Origin of the sequence: Microbacterium sp. NPDC089321, from assembly GCF_040684935.1 — a bacterium.
Lineage (GTDB): Bacteria > Actinomycetota > Actinomycetes > Actinomycetales > Microbacteriaceae > Microbacterium.
Window position 1 is genome coordinate 346918 of record NZ_JBFBGX010000002.1, and the last position, 11998, is coordinate 358915.

The following is an 11998-nucleotide window of genomic DNA, read 5'->3' on the forward strand; positions in this document are numbered from 1 at the left end:
TGTCCTCTCGAGGGAAGCGGAGCGCGCCGTCAGCGCGTTCCGCGGATCAGTGCGCCGGTGGCGATGGCGGCGAGTGCGGCGGGTGCTGTCTCCTGCACGTTGTGGCCCGCGTCGACCGTGACGACGGTCGCCTCTGGCAGGTGCTCCGTGAAGGCTGCGACATCGGCATCCTGGAGGAAGCCACGCTCTGCGCGGACGAGCGTGACGGGCACGGAGACGGACTCCAGCGGCGTCCACGGGTCGGTGCCGGATGCCGCATGCGCCGCCTTGAGCGAGTCGAAGGCCGAGCCGATGATGTGAGCGAAGTGATGCTTCCACTCGACCCGACCGTCGGCGCGCACTCTCGTGTTGAAGAACACGCCTCGTTCGGTGTCCGGTCGGCTGCCGCCGAATCCGAACGCCTGTGCGCGGTCAGTGGCGTCGTCCCGCGAGGCGAAGTCGGTGACCGCGTAGAAGTCTCTGAGGATCGCGGGAGCAGCGTCGGTGTCGAGTCCGGGGACGATGTCGACCAGCACCAGCTCGCGCACGAGTTCCGGATGCTCGGACGCGACGATCGATGCGGTCAGGCCGCCCAGCGAGTGCCCGATGAGCACCTGCGGACGTGATGTCCGCGCCGTCATCGCGTGGGCGACGTCGTCGGCGAGGAGGGCGGGGGAGTAGTCGAGGTCGTCGCGCCACGACGAGTCGCCGTGTCCGGCGAGATCGATGGCGAGCACCGGTCGTCCGATGAGCAGCGCGACAGCGTCCCAGGTGTGCGCGTTGAGCCCGGCACCGTGCAGCAGCGTCACCTCCGGCTCGCCGTGGCCGAACAGCAGGGCGCTGAGCACGCGGCCGTCGGGCAGGGTGAGAGCGATGCGCTCTGCGGAGGGCACAGGGGTGCCGAGGGCCTGCGCCTGGATGGGCAGGTAGCGGAACTCGCTGTCGTCTTGGACCACGGCCATATTCTGCTCTGATGGCGCCGACACAGGAAATGCGGGAGCAAGTTGCGCGTCTTTCGCCGTAATCGTGGGCAGATCTGCTCAAGCTACGCGCGTAATGCTTAGCAATTCGAATTTGCGCTCCTGTCGCTCTGATGTCAGACCGGACATAGGCTGGACTCATGGGAAAGCTGCGGAATCGAGGACGCGCATGACCGTCCTCGACGTCGACGGCGTCGCCAATGTGCGCGACGTCGGTGGTATGCGCGCCGGCTCATCGCGCGTGCGCTCCGGCGTCCTGCTGCGCTCGGGTCACCTCGCTCAGGTGACCCCGCGAGGCAGTGCGCTGCTGTGCGAGCGCGTACGACACGTGGTCGATCTGCGGGATGACGTCGAGGTCGAGCGGGAGCCCTCCGCGCTCGCAGGGGTGCGCACGACCCGTATCCCGCTGTTCCTCGGATCGGTCGGATCCTTCTTCGCGCAGAACATGGATCTCGCGGCGATGTATCGCCATCTCATCGACGAGTCGGCGTCGAGGCTGGTCGACGCGGTGCGTGTGATCGCGGCCGGCGAGCCGACCCTTGTGCACTGCACGGTGGGCAAGGACCGCACCGGAGTCACGGTCGCTCTCGCGCTCGGTGGCGTCGGTGCCGATCGGGATGCTGTGATCGCCGACTACGCGCTCACCGCTTCGCAGCTGCCGCCCGAACGCAACCGCGCGATCGTGCAGTACCTGCGCGCCCACCTCCCCGATGCGACGAACGCCGTGCAGCTCGCGACCGAGTCGCCGGCGCCGGTCATGGCTGCGCTGCTCGCCGACATCGATGAGCGCTACGGCTCGGTCGCCGACTATCTCATCGCTGCGGGGATGAACAGGGCAGAGCTGGATGCCCTGTCGTCAGCCCTGCTCGAATGATGAGCCACTGAGGTTAGGCAACCCTACATCGGTGGTAGAGTGGACGCATCATGAGCACCACGCAGACGTCCGCAGGCAGCCGCGCCGCACGCCGGGCCTCCCGTCGTCCGCAGGTGCAGCATCTCATCACGGCTGACGAGCACTCGCTCGCCGATCTCGAGCTGGCCCTCGCCACGCTGCCGATGTGCGCTGTGGGCCGCGTCTTCATCGAGGTCCCCGAGCAGTCCGACGTCGGCGTCGTCGTGGCTCCGCCCCGCATGACCGTCACGTGGCTTCCGCGCGCCCGGCGTCAGGCAGCGCCGCGTGCGGTCGGCGATGCGCTCACCCGTGCCGCCGTCGCCTGGTCCGACGAGATGCTGTGCGATGACTCCGCACACGGGCTGCGCACCGAGGTCATCCTCCTCGGCGGCTGGCTGAGCACAGCGGACATCGCCGAGCACCTCACGGCTGCGCACGGCGTGCCGGCAGAAGCCATCCACGCGCCGGCGAGCTACGGCCTGTCGCTCGACTGAGTGACGCTCCCGCGGGTGTCGCGATGTGCCGCACGCGGCACATAGCCGCCGTCCTCGAGGCCCGCCTCGACCTCGAACCTGTTGCGCAGGGGATCGCGCCCCGCGAACAGATACAGCAGGGGCATGAGAAAGCCGTAGCGCTGCCATTGGCGTCTGTGCACGGCTTCGTGCCTGAGAACGGCGTCGGACGGCTCGCGGTCGCCGGTGAGGAAGCAGGCTCCGACACAGACGCCGCCTCGGGCGTACGACCAGTTCGGCAGTCCTCGGAACACCCAGAGTCCTTGTCGCCGCTCCACTGCGCCCGTGCTCCAGAGCGAACCCCACACCCAGCCGACGGCCGTGCCCCACCAGAAGCCGACACGACTGATGGGCGAGTCCAGCAGCACCGACGGGATCACACGGTCGACCCTGCGGCCGCGCTCGAGAGCTCGCTCAGCCTGAGGGTGCCAGTCGTCGCTCATGCCACCGCGCCGATCAGGCGCAGGATGGCGCCGAGGTCGAGAACGGCGTCGGCTGGGCTGCGGGGCGCGAACCCGGCGATGGTGGCGCCGGCCAGCGGCACCTCGTCGCGGAGGACCTTCAGGGCTGCAGCGAGACCGGAGGCGCTGACGCCGAACGGCGCCGCTTCGGACACGCCCTCGAACTCGGCGGGGTCGAGCACGTCGACGTCGATGTGAACCCAGACGCGGCTCGCCCCGGTCGCGCGGACGGCTGCCGCGACGGCCCCCGCATCGTCCAGCGCAGCGGGCGCCAGCTGAGTGACCCCGTCGAGGGCATCCTGCTCGGCTGGATCGATGCTTCGAGCCCCGAGCAGGACGACGCGCCCTGCCGGGATGCCGGGGGAGAGCACCAGCTGCGGTTCGCCTTCGCCCATCAGCGCACGCAGCGCCATGCCGGCGAAAGCACCGGAGGGAGAGGTGGCGGGCTCATTGAGGTCGGGATGCGCGTCGCACCAGAGCACCGCCAGGTCAGTCGTGTCGAGAGCTGACAGTGCGAAGACGCTGACGCTGCAGTCGCCGCCGACGACGATCATCGGCCCATCCGCAGCGGCGACCTCGTCGGCCACCATCTCGCGCGTGCGCAGCAGCGCGCTCAGACGGCGGATACCGGTACCCAGGGAGTCCCCGGCTTCGAGGGGCACATCGAGCAGGGTGGTGTCGCGGCGCGGCAGGTCGCCGGCGATCGCTGCGGCGCCGTCGGTGAGCAGCATGGCCCGAGCCGAAGGCGAGCCCTGCCACTGCGGGACGATGAGGAATCTGGTCATGGTCTCTCCGGGGGGAGAAGGCGGGGTGGATGCCGGGCGACGGCATCCACCCCGCGGGAACTCACTCTGCTTCGAGGGCTGCGCGCGAGGTTCCGCCGGACTTCAGCTCGGCGAGGCGTGCCTCGACCTCGGTCAGCTCGCCCAGGTCTTCGAGGCTCTCGAACTGCGCGTCGAGCGACGAGGCCGCGATCTCGGCCTTGCCCTGCGCAAGAGCCTCCTGGCGACGGATCTTGTCTTCGAACCGGCCCAGCTCGCTGGTGGGGTCGAGCACGTTGATCGAGCCGATCGCGTCCTGGACCTTGGTCTGCGCCTCGGCGACCTTGGCGCGGGCCAGCAGCTCGCTGCGCTTCGTCTTGAGCTGGCCGAGCTTCTCCTTCATGCCGTTGAGGCCACCCTTGAGCTTCTCGACGATCTCGGTCTGAGCGGCGATCTGGGGCTCGGCAGCCTGTGCTTCGCGCTCCTCGCCGATCTGGCGCTGCAGCGCGATCTTCGCGAGGCTGTCGAACTTGTCGGCGTCGGTGGTGTTGCCGGCCGCGCGCAGCTCGTCTGCCTTGCGGCTGGCAGCGAGCGCCTTGTTGCCCCACTCGCGTGCAGCACGGACATCCTCTTCGTGGTCGCGCTCGAGAAGTCGCAGATTGCCGATGGTCTCGGCGATGGCCGACTCCGCGTCGGCGATGTTGTTCGTGTAATCGCGCACGAGCTGGTCGATCATCTTCTGCGGGTCCTCGGCTTGGTCGAGGAGGGAGTTGATGTTCGCACGGACGAGGGTCGAGATACGTCCGAAGATGGATTCCTTGGCCATTGTGGTTCCTTTCGTCAGGGGAGAAGCGTGTCAGGGTTGTCAATGCGGGAGATCAGAAACGGCCACCTCCGCTGCGTCCGCTGCGTCCGCCGCCGCCGCCGAAACCGGAGCTGCGGAAGCCTCCGCCGCCGCTCGAGCGCCAGCCACCGCCGCGCGACGAGCCGCCGCCTCCGGAGAGCAGACCGCCGATGATGCCGCCCAGGATGTCACCGGCCAGTCCGGAGTCGGCACGCGAGCGTGAACCGCCGCCGAACAGGCCGCCGTCCCAGCCCCTGTCGTCGTACTGGATGCGGGGAGTCTGATACATCTCGACGTCGTTGCGGGCCTGACCACCGGCCTGGCGGATGAGCTGGAGGGCGCGATTCGCCTCAGCGAGCGCCGCCGGCTCGTCGGCGGGCTGCAGAGCGATCGCCCGATCGAGCGCGACCTCGGCCTGCGCCAGGCGCGTCCTGGCCTCGGGGCCGATCGTGCCCCGCCTGGTCTCGATGAACTGCCGCGTCGACCCGATCTCCATAGCTGCCTGGTTGATGGTCTGCACGAGCAGCTGACTCTGACGGCGGGCATTCTCGGCGCGTTCGCGTGCCTGGGCGATCGCCGCATCGATCTGCGTGTTCGCGGCGGTCAGGGCATCCAGCGCCCTCTGCGGGCTTCGGCGCTCACCGGTGAGACTGCTCTCTGCCTGCCGCACCTGCGCGTCGACCGACGACACGACCGCCGTGACGGATCCATCGGGGTCGGGCAGCTGCCTCGCGGTGGTGAGATCGTTCTGCAGCTCGACCAGCAGCGTGCGCGATCGGCGCTCGGCGTCGGCGAGCTGAGCGCCGAGGGACGTGATCGCCGTGGACAGCTGACCGGCCTGAGCGACCGCCTGTTCCGCGGTGCGGATCGCGAAGGCCGCTCGCCCCGTCTCACCGGTGGCGATCGCCGCCGTGGCCGCCTCGATCGAGCGATCGGCGAGCGCCACTCGCTCCCGCGCTTGGACGGGGTTGTCGATGACGGTCGCAAGGGCCTGGTCGTCGTATTCGCCCGCCAGCGCGGTGAGAGCGTCTGCCGCGGGCGCGAGGACGCCATCCACGGCCGCGCGCTCACGGCGTACCCGCTCGAGCTCCTGCGGGGCGTTCTGCTGCAGCGCGCGCAGCGCGTCGAAGGCCTCGGTGTTCTCGTCGAGCATCTCGTCGATCTCATCGCAGAGGCCGATGATGCGGATGTGCCATGCCCGGCGGTCGTGCACGGAGTCCTCGACCTCGTCGTCGAGTTTCTGCTTGAGGTCGAACGCCTCTGCCATCTTCACCTTCGCGGCCTCGATCACCTCGGTGAACCCGGCCGTCGCCTCTTCGCCGAACTGGGCGATCGCGAAGCCGAGCTCCTCTCGGCTCGAGGTGATCGCGTCGTCGGCACGCACGATGGCGGAGCCGGCCTGGGTCTGCACCTGGTCGTCGGTCAGTGTGGAGAACGGGTCCTCCGGATCCGGATGCTCGGGCATGGCTCCGCGGGCGCGGATGGCTGCTTCACGACGCCGCCTCGCGGTGTAGCGGATCACCAGCCAGACCACGGCGATCGCGGCGGCGATGCCGACGAAGATCAGCACGCCCCGCATGAGCCCTGCGCCGCCGTCTCCCTCGATCTCGTCCGCGGCGAGCAGCACCGCGCCGTCCCAGTCCTCCTGGCCGAGGAGCGGCTGGATCTTCTGCTCGATGTCATCGAGTCTGCCGTCGCTGAGCGGGCCGCCGGAGGCTGCGGAGATGTAGTACGCGCGCTGCTCGACTGCGACGGCCAGCAGGTACTGCTCAGGTCCCAGATTGTTGGCTGTAGCGACCTCATCCGCCCAGGCGACGCGGTCGGACGGCGAGGTGAACTCGTCGACGAACACGATGAACAGGTCGGACGAGGAGTTCTGCGCCAGCTGCTCGAGGCGAGTCTCGACGGCATCCTCCTCCGAGGACGACAGCACATCTGCGTGGTCTGTGACGTGGCCGGGGTCGAGCTGGAGCGGATCCGTCGCGGAGGCCACCGAAGCGGTGGCGATGCTCGCGGTCACGGCCAGCAGCAGTGCGGCCGCAGTCAGCCACCGATTCCTCATAGTGATCCCTCCGACCGGCAGCCGTGCCCCCATGGGACGAGTCTATGCACTGGGCCCTGACGGCGACAGCACCGGCGGCGGGTTCGCCGTTCGCCCTCAGCGCAGACGCATACGCTGGAAGGCATGGACGACATGTACGGCTCAGACGTGCTCGCAGACGGCTGGCGGCAGCGCGGCGTCGCCAAGACGCCCGAGGTCGCCGCCGAGAAGGATCTCGTCGTCGAGGTCGCACAGGACGGCTACTGCGGCGCGGTCACCCGGGTGGAGGCCGGGATGGTCGAGCTCGAGGACTGGAAGGGCCGTCGGCGCAGCTTCCCGCTGGGCGGCGGGTTCATGATCGATGGCAGACCGGTGAAGCTCGTCGTGCCGGCCACCAAGCAGAATGGGCCGCGCCGCACGGCATCCGGCTCCTTCGCTGTCGCAGACAGCCTCGCGCGCACCGCGCTGCCCAGCCGCATCCTCGTCGAAGGGCGTCATGACGCTGAACTCGTCGAGAAGGTGTGGGGCGCAGATCTGCGAGTCGAGGGCGTCGTCGTCGAGTATCTGAAAGGCCTCGACCTGCTCGACGAGCTGCTCGCCGAGTCCCCGCCGTCGACCACGAGACGCTACGGCGTGCTGGTCGACCACCTCGTGCCTGGTTCCAAGGAGACGCGCATCGTCGAGCAGATCATGCGCGGACCGCACGGGCGGCACCTGAAGATCGTGGGGCACCCGTACATCGACGTCTGGCAGTGCGTCACACCGGCCGCCATGGGCATCCGCGCCTGGCCGACGATTCCGCGCGGCACCGACTGGAAGACGGGCATCTGCCGGGCGTTCGGCTGGCCGGCCGAAGACCAGGCCGACATCGCCCACGCGTGGAAGCGGATCCTGTCTCGTGTCACCACCTACCGCGACCTCGAACCGGCGCTGCTCGGCCGCGTCGAGGAGCTGATCGACTTCGTCACCGAGCCGCGGCGATGAGCGGCCGGTCCCGGGGCGTACCGGTGGGGTCGAGCAGACAGCCCCGGTATCCTGAAGGGATGCCTGAACCCCGCACCTTCCGTGATGAGCCCGTCTCGTTCGTCCGCCGCAGCGGCCGCATGTCGGAGGGCCAGGAGCGGGCGTTCGAGGAGCACGCACCCTTCTACCTGCTCGACGTGCCCCGCGACGTGGCGTTCACCTCGGTGCATCCCGACGCTCGACTCGACGTGGCGGCCGAGTACGGCCGCACGGCGCCGCTCATCGTCGAGATCGGGTCTGGCCAGGGGCATGCGATCATCGCCGCCGCGTCCGCAGCGCCGGAGACCGACTTCCTCGCGGTCGAGGTCTTCAGGGCAGGACTGGCGCGCACGATGCTCGACGCCGACAATGCGGGCGTCCGCAACCTGCGCCTGATCGAGGCGAACGCACCGGAGGTGCTCTCGACGTACCTTCCCGAAGGCTCGGCGGCCGAGGTATGGATCTTCTTCTCAGACCCGTGGCACAAGAAGCGCCACACCAAGCGGCGGCTGATCCGACCGGGTTTCCCGGCGACCGCGGCGCGGGCTGTCGCCGATGGCGGTCTGCTGCGCCTGGCGACCGACTGGGAGGACTACGCGCTGCAGATGCGCGAGGTGCTCGACGACGCCCCGGAGTTCGAGCGCGCCTTCGAGGGTGAGTGGGCCGAGCGCTTCGACGGCCGGGTCATGACCGCCTTCGAGCGCAAAGGCATCAGCAAGGGACGCGAGATCCGTGACCTCACCTATCGTCGGGTGCCCCGGGTGTGACGAAGACCACCTGGCACAGCATCCCGCCCGCCGCGCTCGTCTGCGCGGCTGCGCCGGCCTTCTTCGTGCTCGGCTGGACGTGGGTCGGATGGCTGCTGCTCGCGGTCGGCATCGGCGCGGCGGCGCTGGTCGAGCGCGGCGCGGAGCGCACGGTGACCGCCTTCGCCGGAACGCGCCCGGATCGGGCGGTCGGTGAGCGACGTGCGCCCTCGCTGTCCCGAGACCTGTCGCTGATCGGCATCGGCATGGTGATCGTGCACGCGATATCGCTCGAGGCGAAGCTCGACGACCTGTCGATGCTGCGCTTCACGCTGGCGCTCGGCGGCGCGGTGATCGTGCCCTATCTGCTCTCGCGCTTCGTGTTCCGCGACCGCGCGATCTCGTTTCCGTGGCGAACGCACAGGCGATGGACGCGCTGGCAGTGGGCCTGGCTGTTCGCCGTGCTGGTGCTCGGGTGGCTCATCCTGCCCTACTACTTCATCACGAGCGGCGTGTACCAGAACTGGCCGGTCGTCGACACTCCGTCGCTGATCGCGCGACTGTTCGTGGGCGTCGGAGCGGTCGGCATATGGGACGAGCTGTTCTTCATCTGCACGGTCTTCGCCCTGCTGCGCCGGCACATGTCGGCCGTCAACGCGAACGTGCTGCAGATGATCGTGTTCGTCTCGTTCCTCTGGGAGCTCGGCTACCGGGCCTGGGGGCCTCTGCTCACCATCCCCTTCGCGCTGCTGCAGGGCTGGATCTTCCTGCGGACCCACTCGCTCGCCTACGTCGTCACCGTGCACCTGCTCTTCGACGCGGTCGTGTTCGCGGTGCTCGTGCACGCACACAACCCCGGCATGCTCCTGTTCTTCCTCGTCTGATGTCCTGCGCAGCATGGGCAGGACTGCCCATCGCGGCCCTCGACGGCGATCGATAGCCTCGATCTCGGCTCAGATGGAGGAGGGCGCATGTCGATCAAGCCGGTGATCCGCGAGATGCGGCAGGCCGTGATGCACGGCATGGGGCATGCCCGCATGCGTCTGCACCATCTCGCAGACAACCTCGGTGACCATATGGACACCGTCGTCCGCGAGGTGCGCGACATCGACGACCTCGATGCCGTGTCGCGCGGCTGGCTCAAAGACCGAAAGCTGCGCAGAGGCGAGAAGACCGACGTCGGCTGGCATTTCCTGCCGGAGAAGGACCGAGAGTTCTCATCCGACGTGCCCGCCTACAAGGGCGAGTACGTGCTCGACCTGCACGGAGCACCGAACCAGGTGCAGGGTGCCGACGGGAACATGCTCGACGCCGAGCAGTTCGCCGCGCTCGTGAAGAAGCGCACCGATTGGGACGGCGAGACGCCGATACGCTTGTTCTCGTGCCACACCGGCGCAGATCCCGACGGGTTCGCCCAGCAGCTGTCGAACCACCTCGGTGTCGACGTGACTGCGCCGACGAAGCCGGTGTGGTCGCGAAGGAACGGCGAGCCCTTCGTGACGGACATCGACCCGGTGACGGGTCGTCCGGTCAAGCCGCACAACGGCACCTGGGTGCTGTTCCAGCCGAAGGGAGAATGAGCGCAGATGGTCAGAGAAGTATCGGTGTTCCAGCCGGACTGGGTGCAGAGCCCGTCTCTGCCGCGGCCCCCGCTGAACGAGGAGCGGCTGTCGCCGGAAGAGGCCGAGCGCATCGGCGCCTATCTCGAATCGGGCGCCGTCGTGATGCACACCACCGCACGCGGCATCGACGTGCTGGCGGACGATGCACCTGTCGTTCCGCTCACGATCAGAACCGACGGGGAGTTCGTCTGGACCGGCCCCGTCACCTATTACGTGCAGAACTACGGTGTCGCACCCGACCCCGACTTCCTCGCACACGTGCGCGAGCGCGACTACGAGCCGCGCATCCCCACCGACGACGAGATCGACGCCGCGACCGCCCTGTTCGCCGACGACTGAGCGACGCGCTGAGGGCTCCCATCGTGCATTGGACGGGCCGCGCAACTGGTAGGCTCGACCGGTACGCCTCCGTAGCTCAGCGGATAGAGCGCCGGTTTCCGGTACCGTAGGTCGCAGGTTCGATTCCTGTCGGGGGCACACTCATCAGAAGACCGCCCATGGGGCGGTCTTCTCTCGTTTCCGGCAGCTCGATGATCGAGAGGAACGCCGGATGACGAGAAGATACGAGGTCGGAGACCACGTCAGCTGGAACTCCGAGGCAGGCCGGGTGCGCGGACGGATCACGAAGGTGCACACGGCCGATTTCGAGTTCATGGGCCGCACCCGCCGAGCAGACGCCGACGAGCCGCAGTACGAAGTCAAGAGCGACAAGACCGACCATGTCGCAGCGCACAAGGGGAGTGCCCTGACCCTTCTGAAGGACTGAGCGTTGATCCTCACAGTCGGTCACTCGACGCATCCCTTCGACGAGTTCGCGGAGCTGCTCTCGCATGCCGAAGTGGGTGCCCTGGCCGACGTGCGCCGGCTGCCGGGCTCGAACAGGTACCCCTGGTTCAACGAGGATGCGCTCACCGCCTCGCTGCCTCCCCAGGGCATCGGCTACAGGCGCATCGAGCAGCTGGGCGGACGGAGGAACGTGCAGCGCGACGTGCCGGACGAGGTCAACGCGCTGTGGCGCAACCGCAGCTTCCACAACTACGCCGACTACGCGATGGGCGAGGAGTTCGCAGCGGGGATCACCCAGCTGCTCGCCCTGGCTGACGCCACGACGGGGCGGGTGGCCGTCATGTGCTCGGAAGCGGTCTGGTGGCGCTGCCATCGCCGCATCATCGCCGACAGCCTGCTGGCGCGCGGCATCGCCGTCGGCCACCTCATGCCCGGTGGTGGGGTGAGCGAGGCTGCGCTCACCCCCGGGGCCGTGGTGAAGGACGGTGCGGTGGAGTATCCACCGCGGGAATGATCACTTGGCGGGCTTGGGCTTCGCGCCGTCGGCCGCGGTCACAGGGGCTGTGGTGAAGCGTTCGAGCGCGCCCGCGACCTTGTCGGCGAGGTAGGCGTGGCCCGCGTCGGTGGGGTGCTTGCGCCCCGCGCCCACGTCGATCAGCTGCAGGTAGTTCGCCTCGGTGATCCAGTTCTCCTGCACGGGGGAGATGTACCACCAGCCCCGCGACGCGGCGAGACTGCCGAGATCGCGGTCGATGCGTGCCGTCGCCGCCCCCACCGGCAGCTCATGCGGTGCGGGTCCCAGGATGACGACCGGCGTCTCTGGGTACTTCGCGACCACGGCATCCCACACCGCGTTGACGGCGGCCGGATAGGCCGCAGCATCCGACCGGCGATCGTTGATCGACCCCTGGAGGATGATCAGGTCGGGGTCGATCCACTTCTCCAGCGCGGCGACGCGCGTGAGGAAGTCGGGACCGTCGATGCCCGGCTTCTGGTACCCGCTGCCGCGGACTCCGCGCACGACGGTGTCTCCGTCGATCAGCCGGGCGAGCCGGTAGGCGTATCCGTCGGTGGGCACGGTCGCGGCCGAGCCGTACGTCCATGAGTCGCCGAAGATCAGAACCTCGGGGTCGTCGGGAAGAGTCAGGGCGGCCGGAGAGATGCCGTTCTCGGCCGCGGCGACCGGGGCGGTCTCTGCGGGTGGCAGCCAGGGACGGGCGATGCCCAGGGTGACGGAGGTCGCCACCGCGAGCGCGCCCGCGATCGCGAGGGCCGTGCGGCGCCGTCGGGTCGGCGGGAGCAAGGTCATGAGAAGAGCGTAAGCGACCGCGCCGGATGCTGAGATCCGGACAGGTCACAGTGCGACAACGCT

15 protein-coding genes and 1 tRNA gene are annotated in these 11998 nt (G+C 68.8%); 10 read left to right on the forward strand and 6 right to left on the reverse strand.

The genetic code is table 11. The features are described from left to right. Positions 1 to 29 precede the first annotated feature (29 nt). The gene (locus AB0N59_RS09640) at positions 30 to 941 is read right to left on the reverse strand and encodes an alpha/beta hydrolase (RefSeq protein ID WP_363482139.1); all 912 of its coding nucleotides are present in this window, start codon (positions 939 to 941) and stop codon (positions 30 to 32) included. Positions 942 to 1128: 187 nt separating this feature from the next. Between AB0N59_RS09640 and AB0N59_RS09645 the strand changes: the two genes are divergently transcribed. Both AB0N59_RS09645 and AB0N59_RS09650 read left to right on the forward strand, forming a co-directional pair. Beyond that, on the forward strand, positions 1129 to 1833 hold the full coding sequence (locus AB0N59_RS09645) for a tyrosine-protein phosphatase (protein ID WP_363482142.1): 705 nt from the start codon (positions 1129 to 1131) through the stop codon (positions 1831 to 1833). A gap of 50 nt (positions 1834 to 1883) precedes the next feature. Further along, positions 1884 to 2345 carry an SIP domain-containing protein gene (locus tag AB0N59_RS09650; protein ID WP_363482145.1) on the forward strand — a complete coding sequence of 154 codons (462 nt, stop codon included), beginning with the start codon at positions 1884 to 1886 and terminating at the stop codon, positions 2343 to 2345. Here the strand turns inward: AB0N59_RS09650 and AB0N59_RS09655 are convergent. From AB0N59_RS09655 to AB0N59_RS09670, 4 genes are all read right to left on the reverse strand, one after another. Continuing rightward, positions 2324 to 2806 carry a Fe-S oxidoreductase gene (locus AB0N59_RS09655; protein ID WP_363482148.1) on the reverse strand — a complete coding sequence of 161 codons (483 nt, stop codon included), beginning with the start codon at positions 2804 to 2806 and terminating at the stop codon, positions 2324 to 2326. The genes AB0N59_RS09650 and AB0N59_RS09655 overlap by 22 nt on opposite strands. Beyond that, positions 2803 to 3609, reverse strand: a complete 807-nt coding sequence (locus AB0N59_RS09660) for an arginase family protein (protein ID WP_363482151.1) — start codon at positions 3607 to 3609, stop codon at positions 2803 to 2805. Before AB0N59_RS09660 ends, AB0N59_RS09655 begins: the two co-directional genes overlap by 4 nt. A 61-nt stretch (positions 3610 to 3670) precedes the next feature. Beyond that, positions 3671 to 4411 carry a PspA/IM30 family protein gene (locus AB0N59_RS09665; RefSeq protein WP_204976162.1) on the reverse strand — a complete coding sequence of 247 codons (741 nt, stop codon included), beginning with the start codon at positions 4409 to 4411 and terminating at the stop codon, positions 3671 to 3673. Between the two features lie 52 nt (positions 4412 to 4463). After that, the gene (locus AB0N59_RS09670) at positions 4464 to 6524 is read right to left on the reverse strand and encodes a TPM domain-containing protein (RefSeq protein ID WP_363482153.1); all 2061 of its coding nucleotides are present in this window, start codon (positions 6522 to 6524) and stop codon (positions 4464 to 4466) included. Between the two features lie 90 nt (positions 6525 to 6614). On the opposite strand from AB0N59_RS09670, the gene AB0N59_RS09675 reads away from it, so the two are divergent. From AB0N59_RS09675 to AB0N59_RS09710, 8 genes are all read left to right on the forward strand, one after another. Next, positions 6615 to 7454, forward strand: a complete 840-nt coding sequence (locus AB0N59_RS09675) for a DUF3097 domain-containing protein (protein WP_363482156.1) — start codon at positions 6615 to 6617, stop codon at positions 7452 to 7454. A 59-nt stretch (positions 7455 to 7513) separates the two neighbouring features. After that, on the forward strand, positions 7514 to 8239 hold the full coding sequence (trmB, locus tag AB0N59_RS09680) for a tRNA (guanosine(46)-N7)-methyltransferase TrmB (RefSeq protein WP_363482159.1): 726 nt from the start codon (positions 7514 to 7516) through the stop codon (positions 8237 to 8239). Further along, positions 8236 to 9102 (forward strand): CPBP family intramembrane glutamic endopeptidase, encoded by an 867-nt coding sequence (locus AB0N59_RS09685; protein ID WP_363482162.1) that lies wholly within the window; start codon positions 8236 to 8238, stop codon positions 9100 to 9102. Before trmB ends, AB0N59_RS09685 begins: the two co-directional genes overlap by 4 nt. A gap of 87 nt (positions 9103 to 9189) precedes the next feature. Continuing rightward, positions 9190 to 9798: a hypothetical protein gene (locus tag AB0N59_RS09690; protein WP_363482165.1), complete on the forward strand. Its 609-nt coding sequence runs from the start codon at positions 9190 to 9192 to the stop codon at positions 9796 to 9798. 6 nt (positions 9799 to 9804) lie between these two features. Next, positions 9805 to 10179, forward strand: coding sequence for a hypothetical protein (locus AB0N59_RS09695; RefSeq protein ID WP_363482167.1), 375 nt, complete (start codon positions 9805 to 9807; stop codon positions 10177 to 10179). 65 nt (positions 10180 to 10244) lie between these two features. Continuing rightward, positions 10245 to 10317: transfer RNA gene (locus AB0N59_RS09700), tRNA-Arg, on the forward strand. 73 nt (positions 10318 to 10390) lie between these two features. Next, a complete protein-coding gene (locus AB0N59_RS09705) occupies positions 10391 to 10606 on the forward strand; it encodes a DUF2945 domain-containing protein (protein WP_363482170.1) in 216 nt (71 codons plus the stop codon). Between the two features lie 3 nt (positions 10607 to 10609). After that, positions 10610 to 11140 (forward strand): DUF488 domain-containing protein, encoded by a 531-nt coding sequence (locus AB0N59_RS09710; protein WP_363482173.1) that lies wholly within the window; start codon positions 10610 to 10612, stop codon positions 11138 to 11140. Here AB0N59_RS09710 and AB0N59_RS09715 read toward each other — a convergent pair whose 3' ends face one another. Then, positions 11141 to 11935 carry an SGNH/GDSL hydrolase family protein gene (locus AB0N59_RS09715; protein ID WP_363482176.1) on the reverse strand — a complete coding sequence of 265 codons (795 nt, stop codon included), beginning with the start codon at positions 11933 to 11935 and terminating at the stop codon, positions 11141 to 11143. It abuts the gene before it with no gap. Between the last annotated feature and the right edge of the window lie 63 nt (positions 11936 to 11998).

What these genes read in the sequence shown, in the direction of transcription:
- AB0N59_RS09650 (WP_363482145.1), top strand. Translation starts at nt 1,884, where the DNA reads ATGAGCACCACGCAGACGTCCGCAGGCAGCCGCGCCGCACGCCGGGCC.
- AB0N59_RS09695 (WP_363482167.1), top strand. Translation starts at nt 9,805, where the DNA reads ATGGTCAGAGAAGTATCGGTGTTCCAGCCGGACTGGGTGCAGAGCCCG.
- AB0N59_RS09660 (WP_363482151.1), bottom strand. Translation starts at nt 3,609, where the DNA reads ATGACCAGATTCCTCATCGTCCCGCAGTGGCAGGGCTCGCCTTCGGCT.
- AB0N59_RS09645 (WP_363482142.1), top strand. Translation starts at nt 1,129, where the DNA reads ATGACCGTCCTCGACGTCGACGGCGTCGCCAATGTGCGCGACGTCGGT.
- AB0N59_RS09640 (WP_363482139.1), bottom strand. Translation starts at nt 941, where the DNA reads ATGGCCGTGGTCCAAGACGACAGCGAGTTCCGCTACCTGCCCATCCAG.
- AB0N59_RS09690 (WP_363482165.1), top strand. Translation starts at nt 9,190, where the DNA reads ATGTCGATCAAGCCGGTGATCCGCGAGATGCGGCAGGCCGTGATGCAC.
- AB0N59_RS09670 (WP_363482153.1), bottom strand. Translation starts at nt 6,524, where the DNA reads ATGGGGGCACGGCTGCCGGTCGGAGGGATCACTATGAGGAATCGGTGG.
- AB0N59_RS09715 (WP_363482176.1), bottom strand. Translation starts at nt 11,935, where the DNA reads ATGACCTTGCTCCCGCCGACCCGACGGCGCCGCACGGCCCTCGCGATC.
- trmB (WP_363482159.1), top strand. Translation starts at nt 7,514, where the DNA reads ATGCCTGAACCCCGCACCTTCCGTGATGAGCCCGTCTCGTTCGTCCGC.
- AB0N59_RS09655 (WP_363482148.1), bottom strand. Translation starts at nt 2,806, where the DNA reads ATGAGCGACGACTGGCACCCTCAGGCTGAGCGAGCTCTCGAGCGCGGC.
- AB0N59_RS09705 (WP_363482170.1), top strand. Translation starts at nt 10,391, where the DNA reads ATGACGAGAAGATACGAGGTCGGAGACCACGTCAGCTGGAACTCCGAG.
- AB0N59_RS09675 (WP_363482156.1), top strand. Translation starts at nt 6,615, where the DNA reads ATGGACGACATGTACGGCTCAGACGTGCTCGCAGACGGCTGGCGGCAG.
- AB0N59_RS09665 (WP_204976162.1), bottom strand. Translation starts at nt 4,411, where the DNA reads ATGGCCAAGGAATCCATCTTCGGACGTATCTCGACCCTCGTCCGTGCG.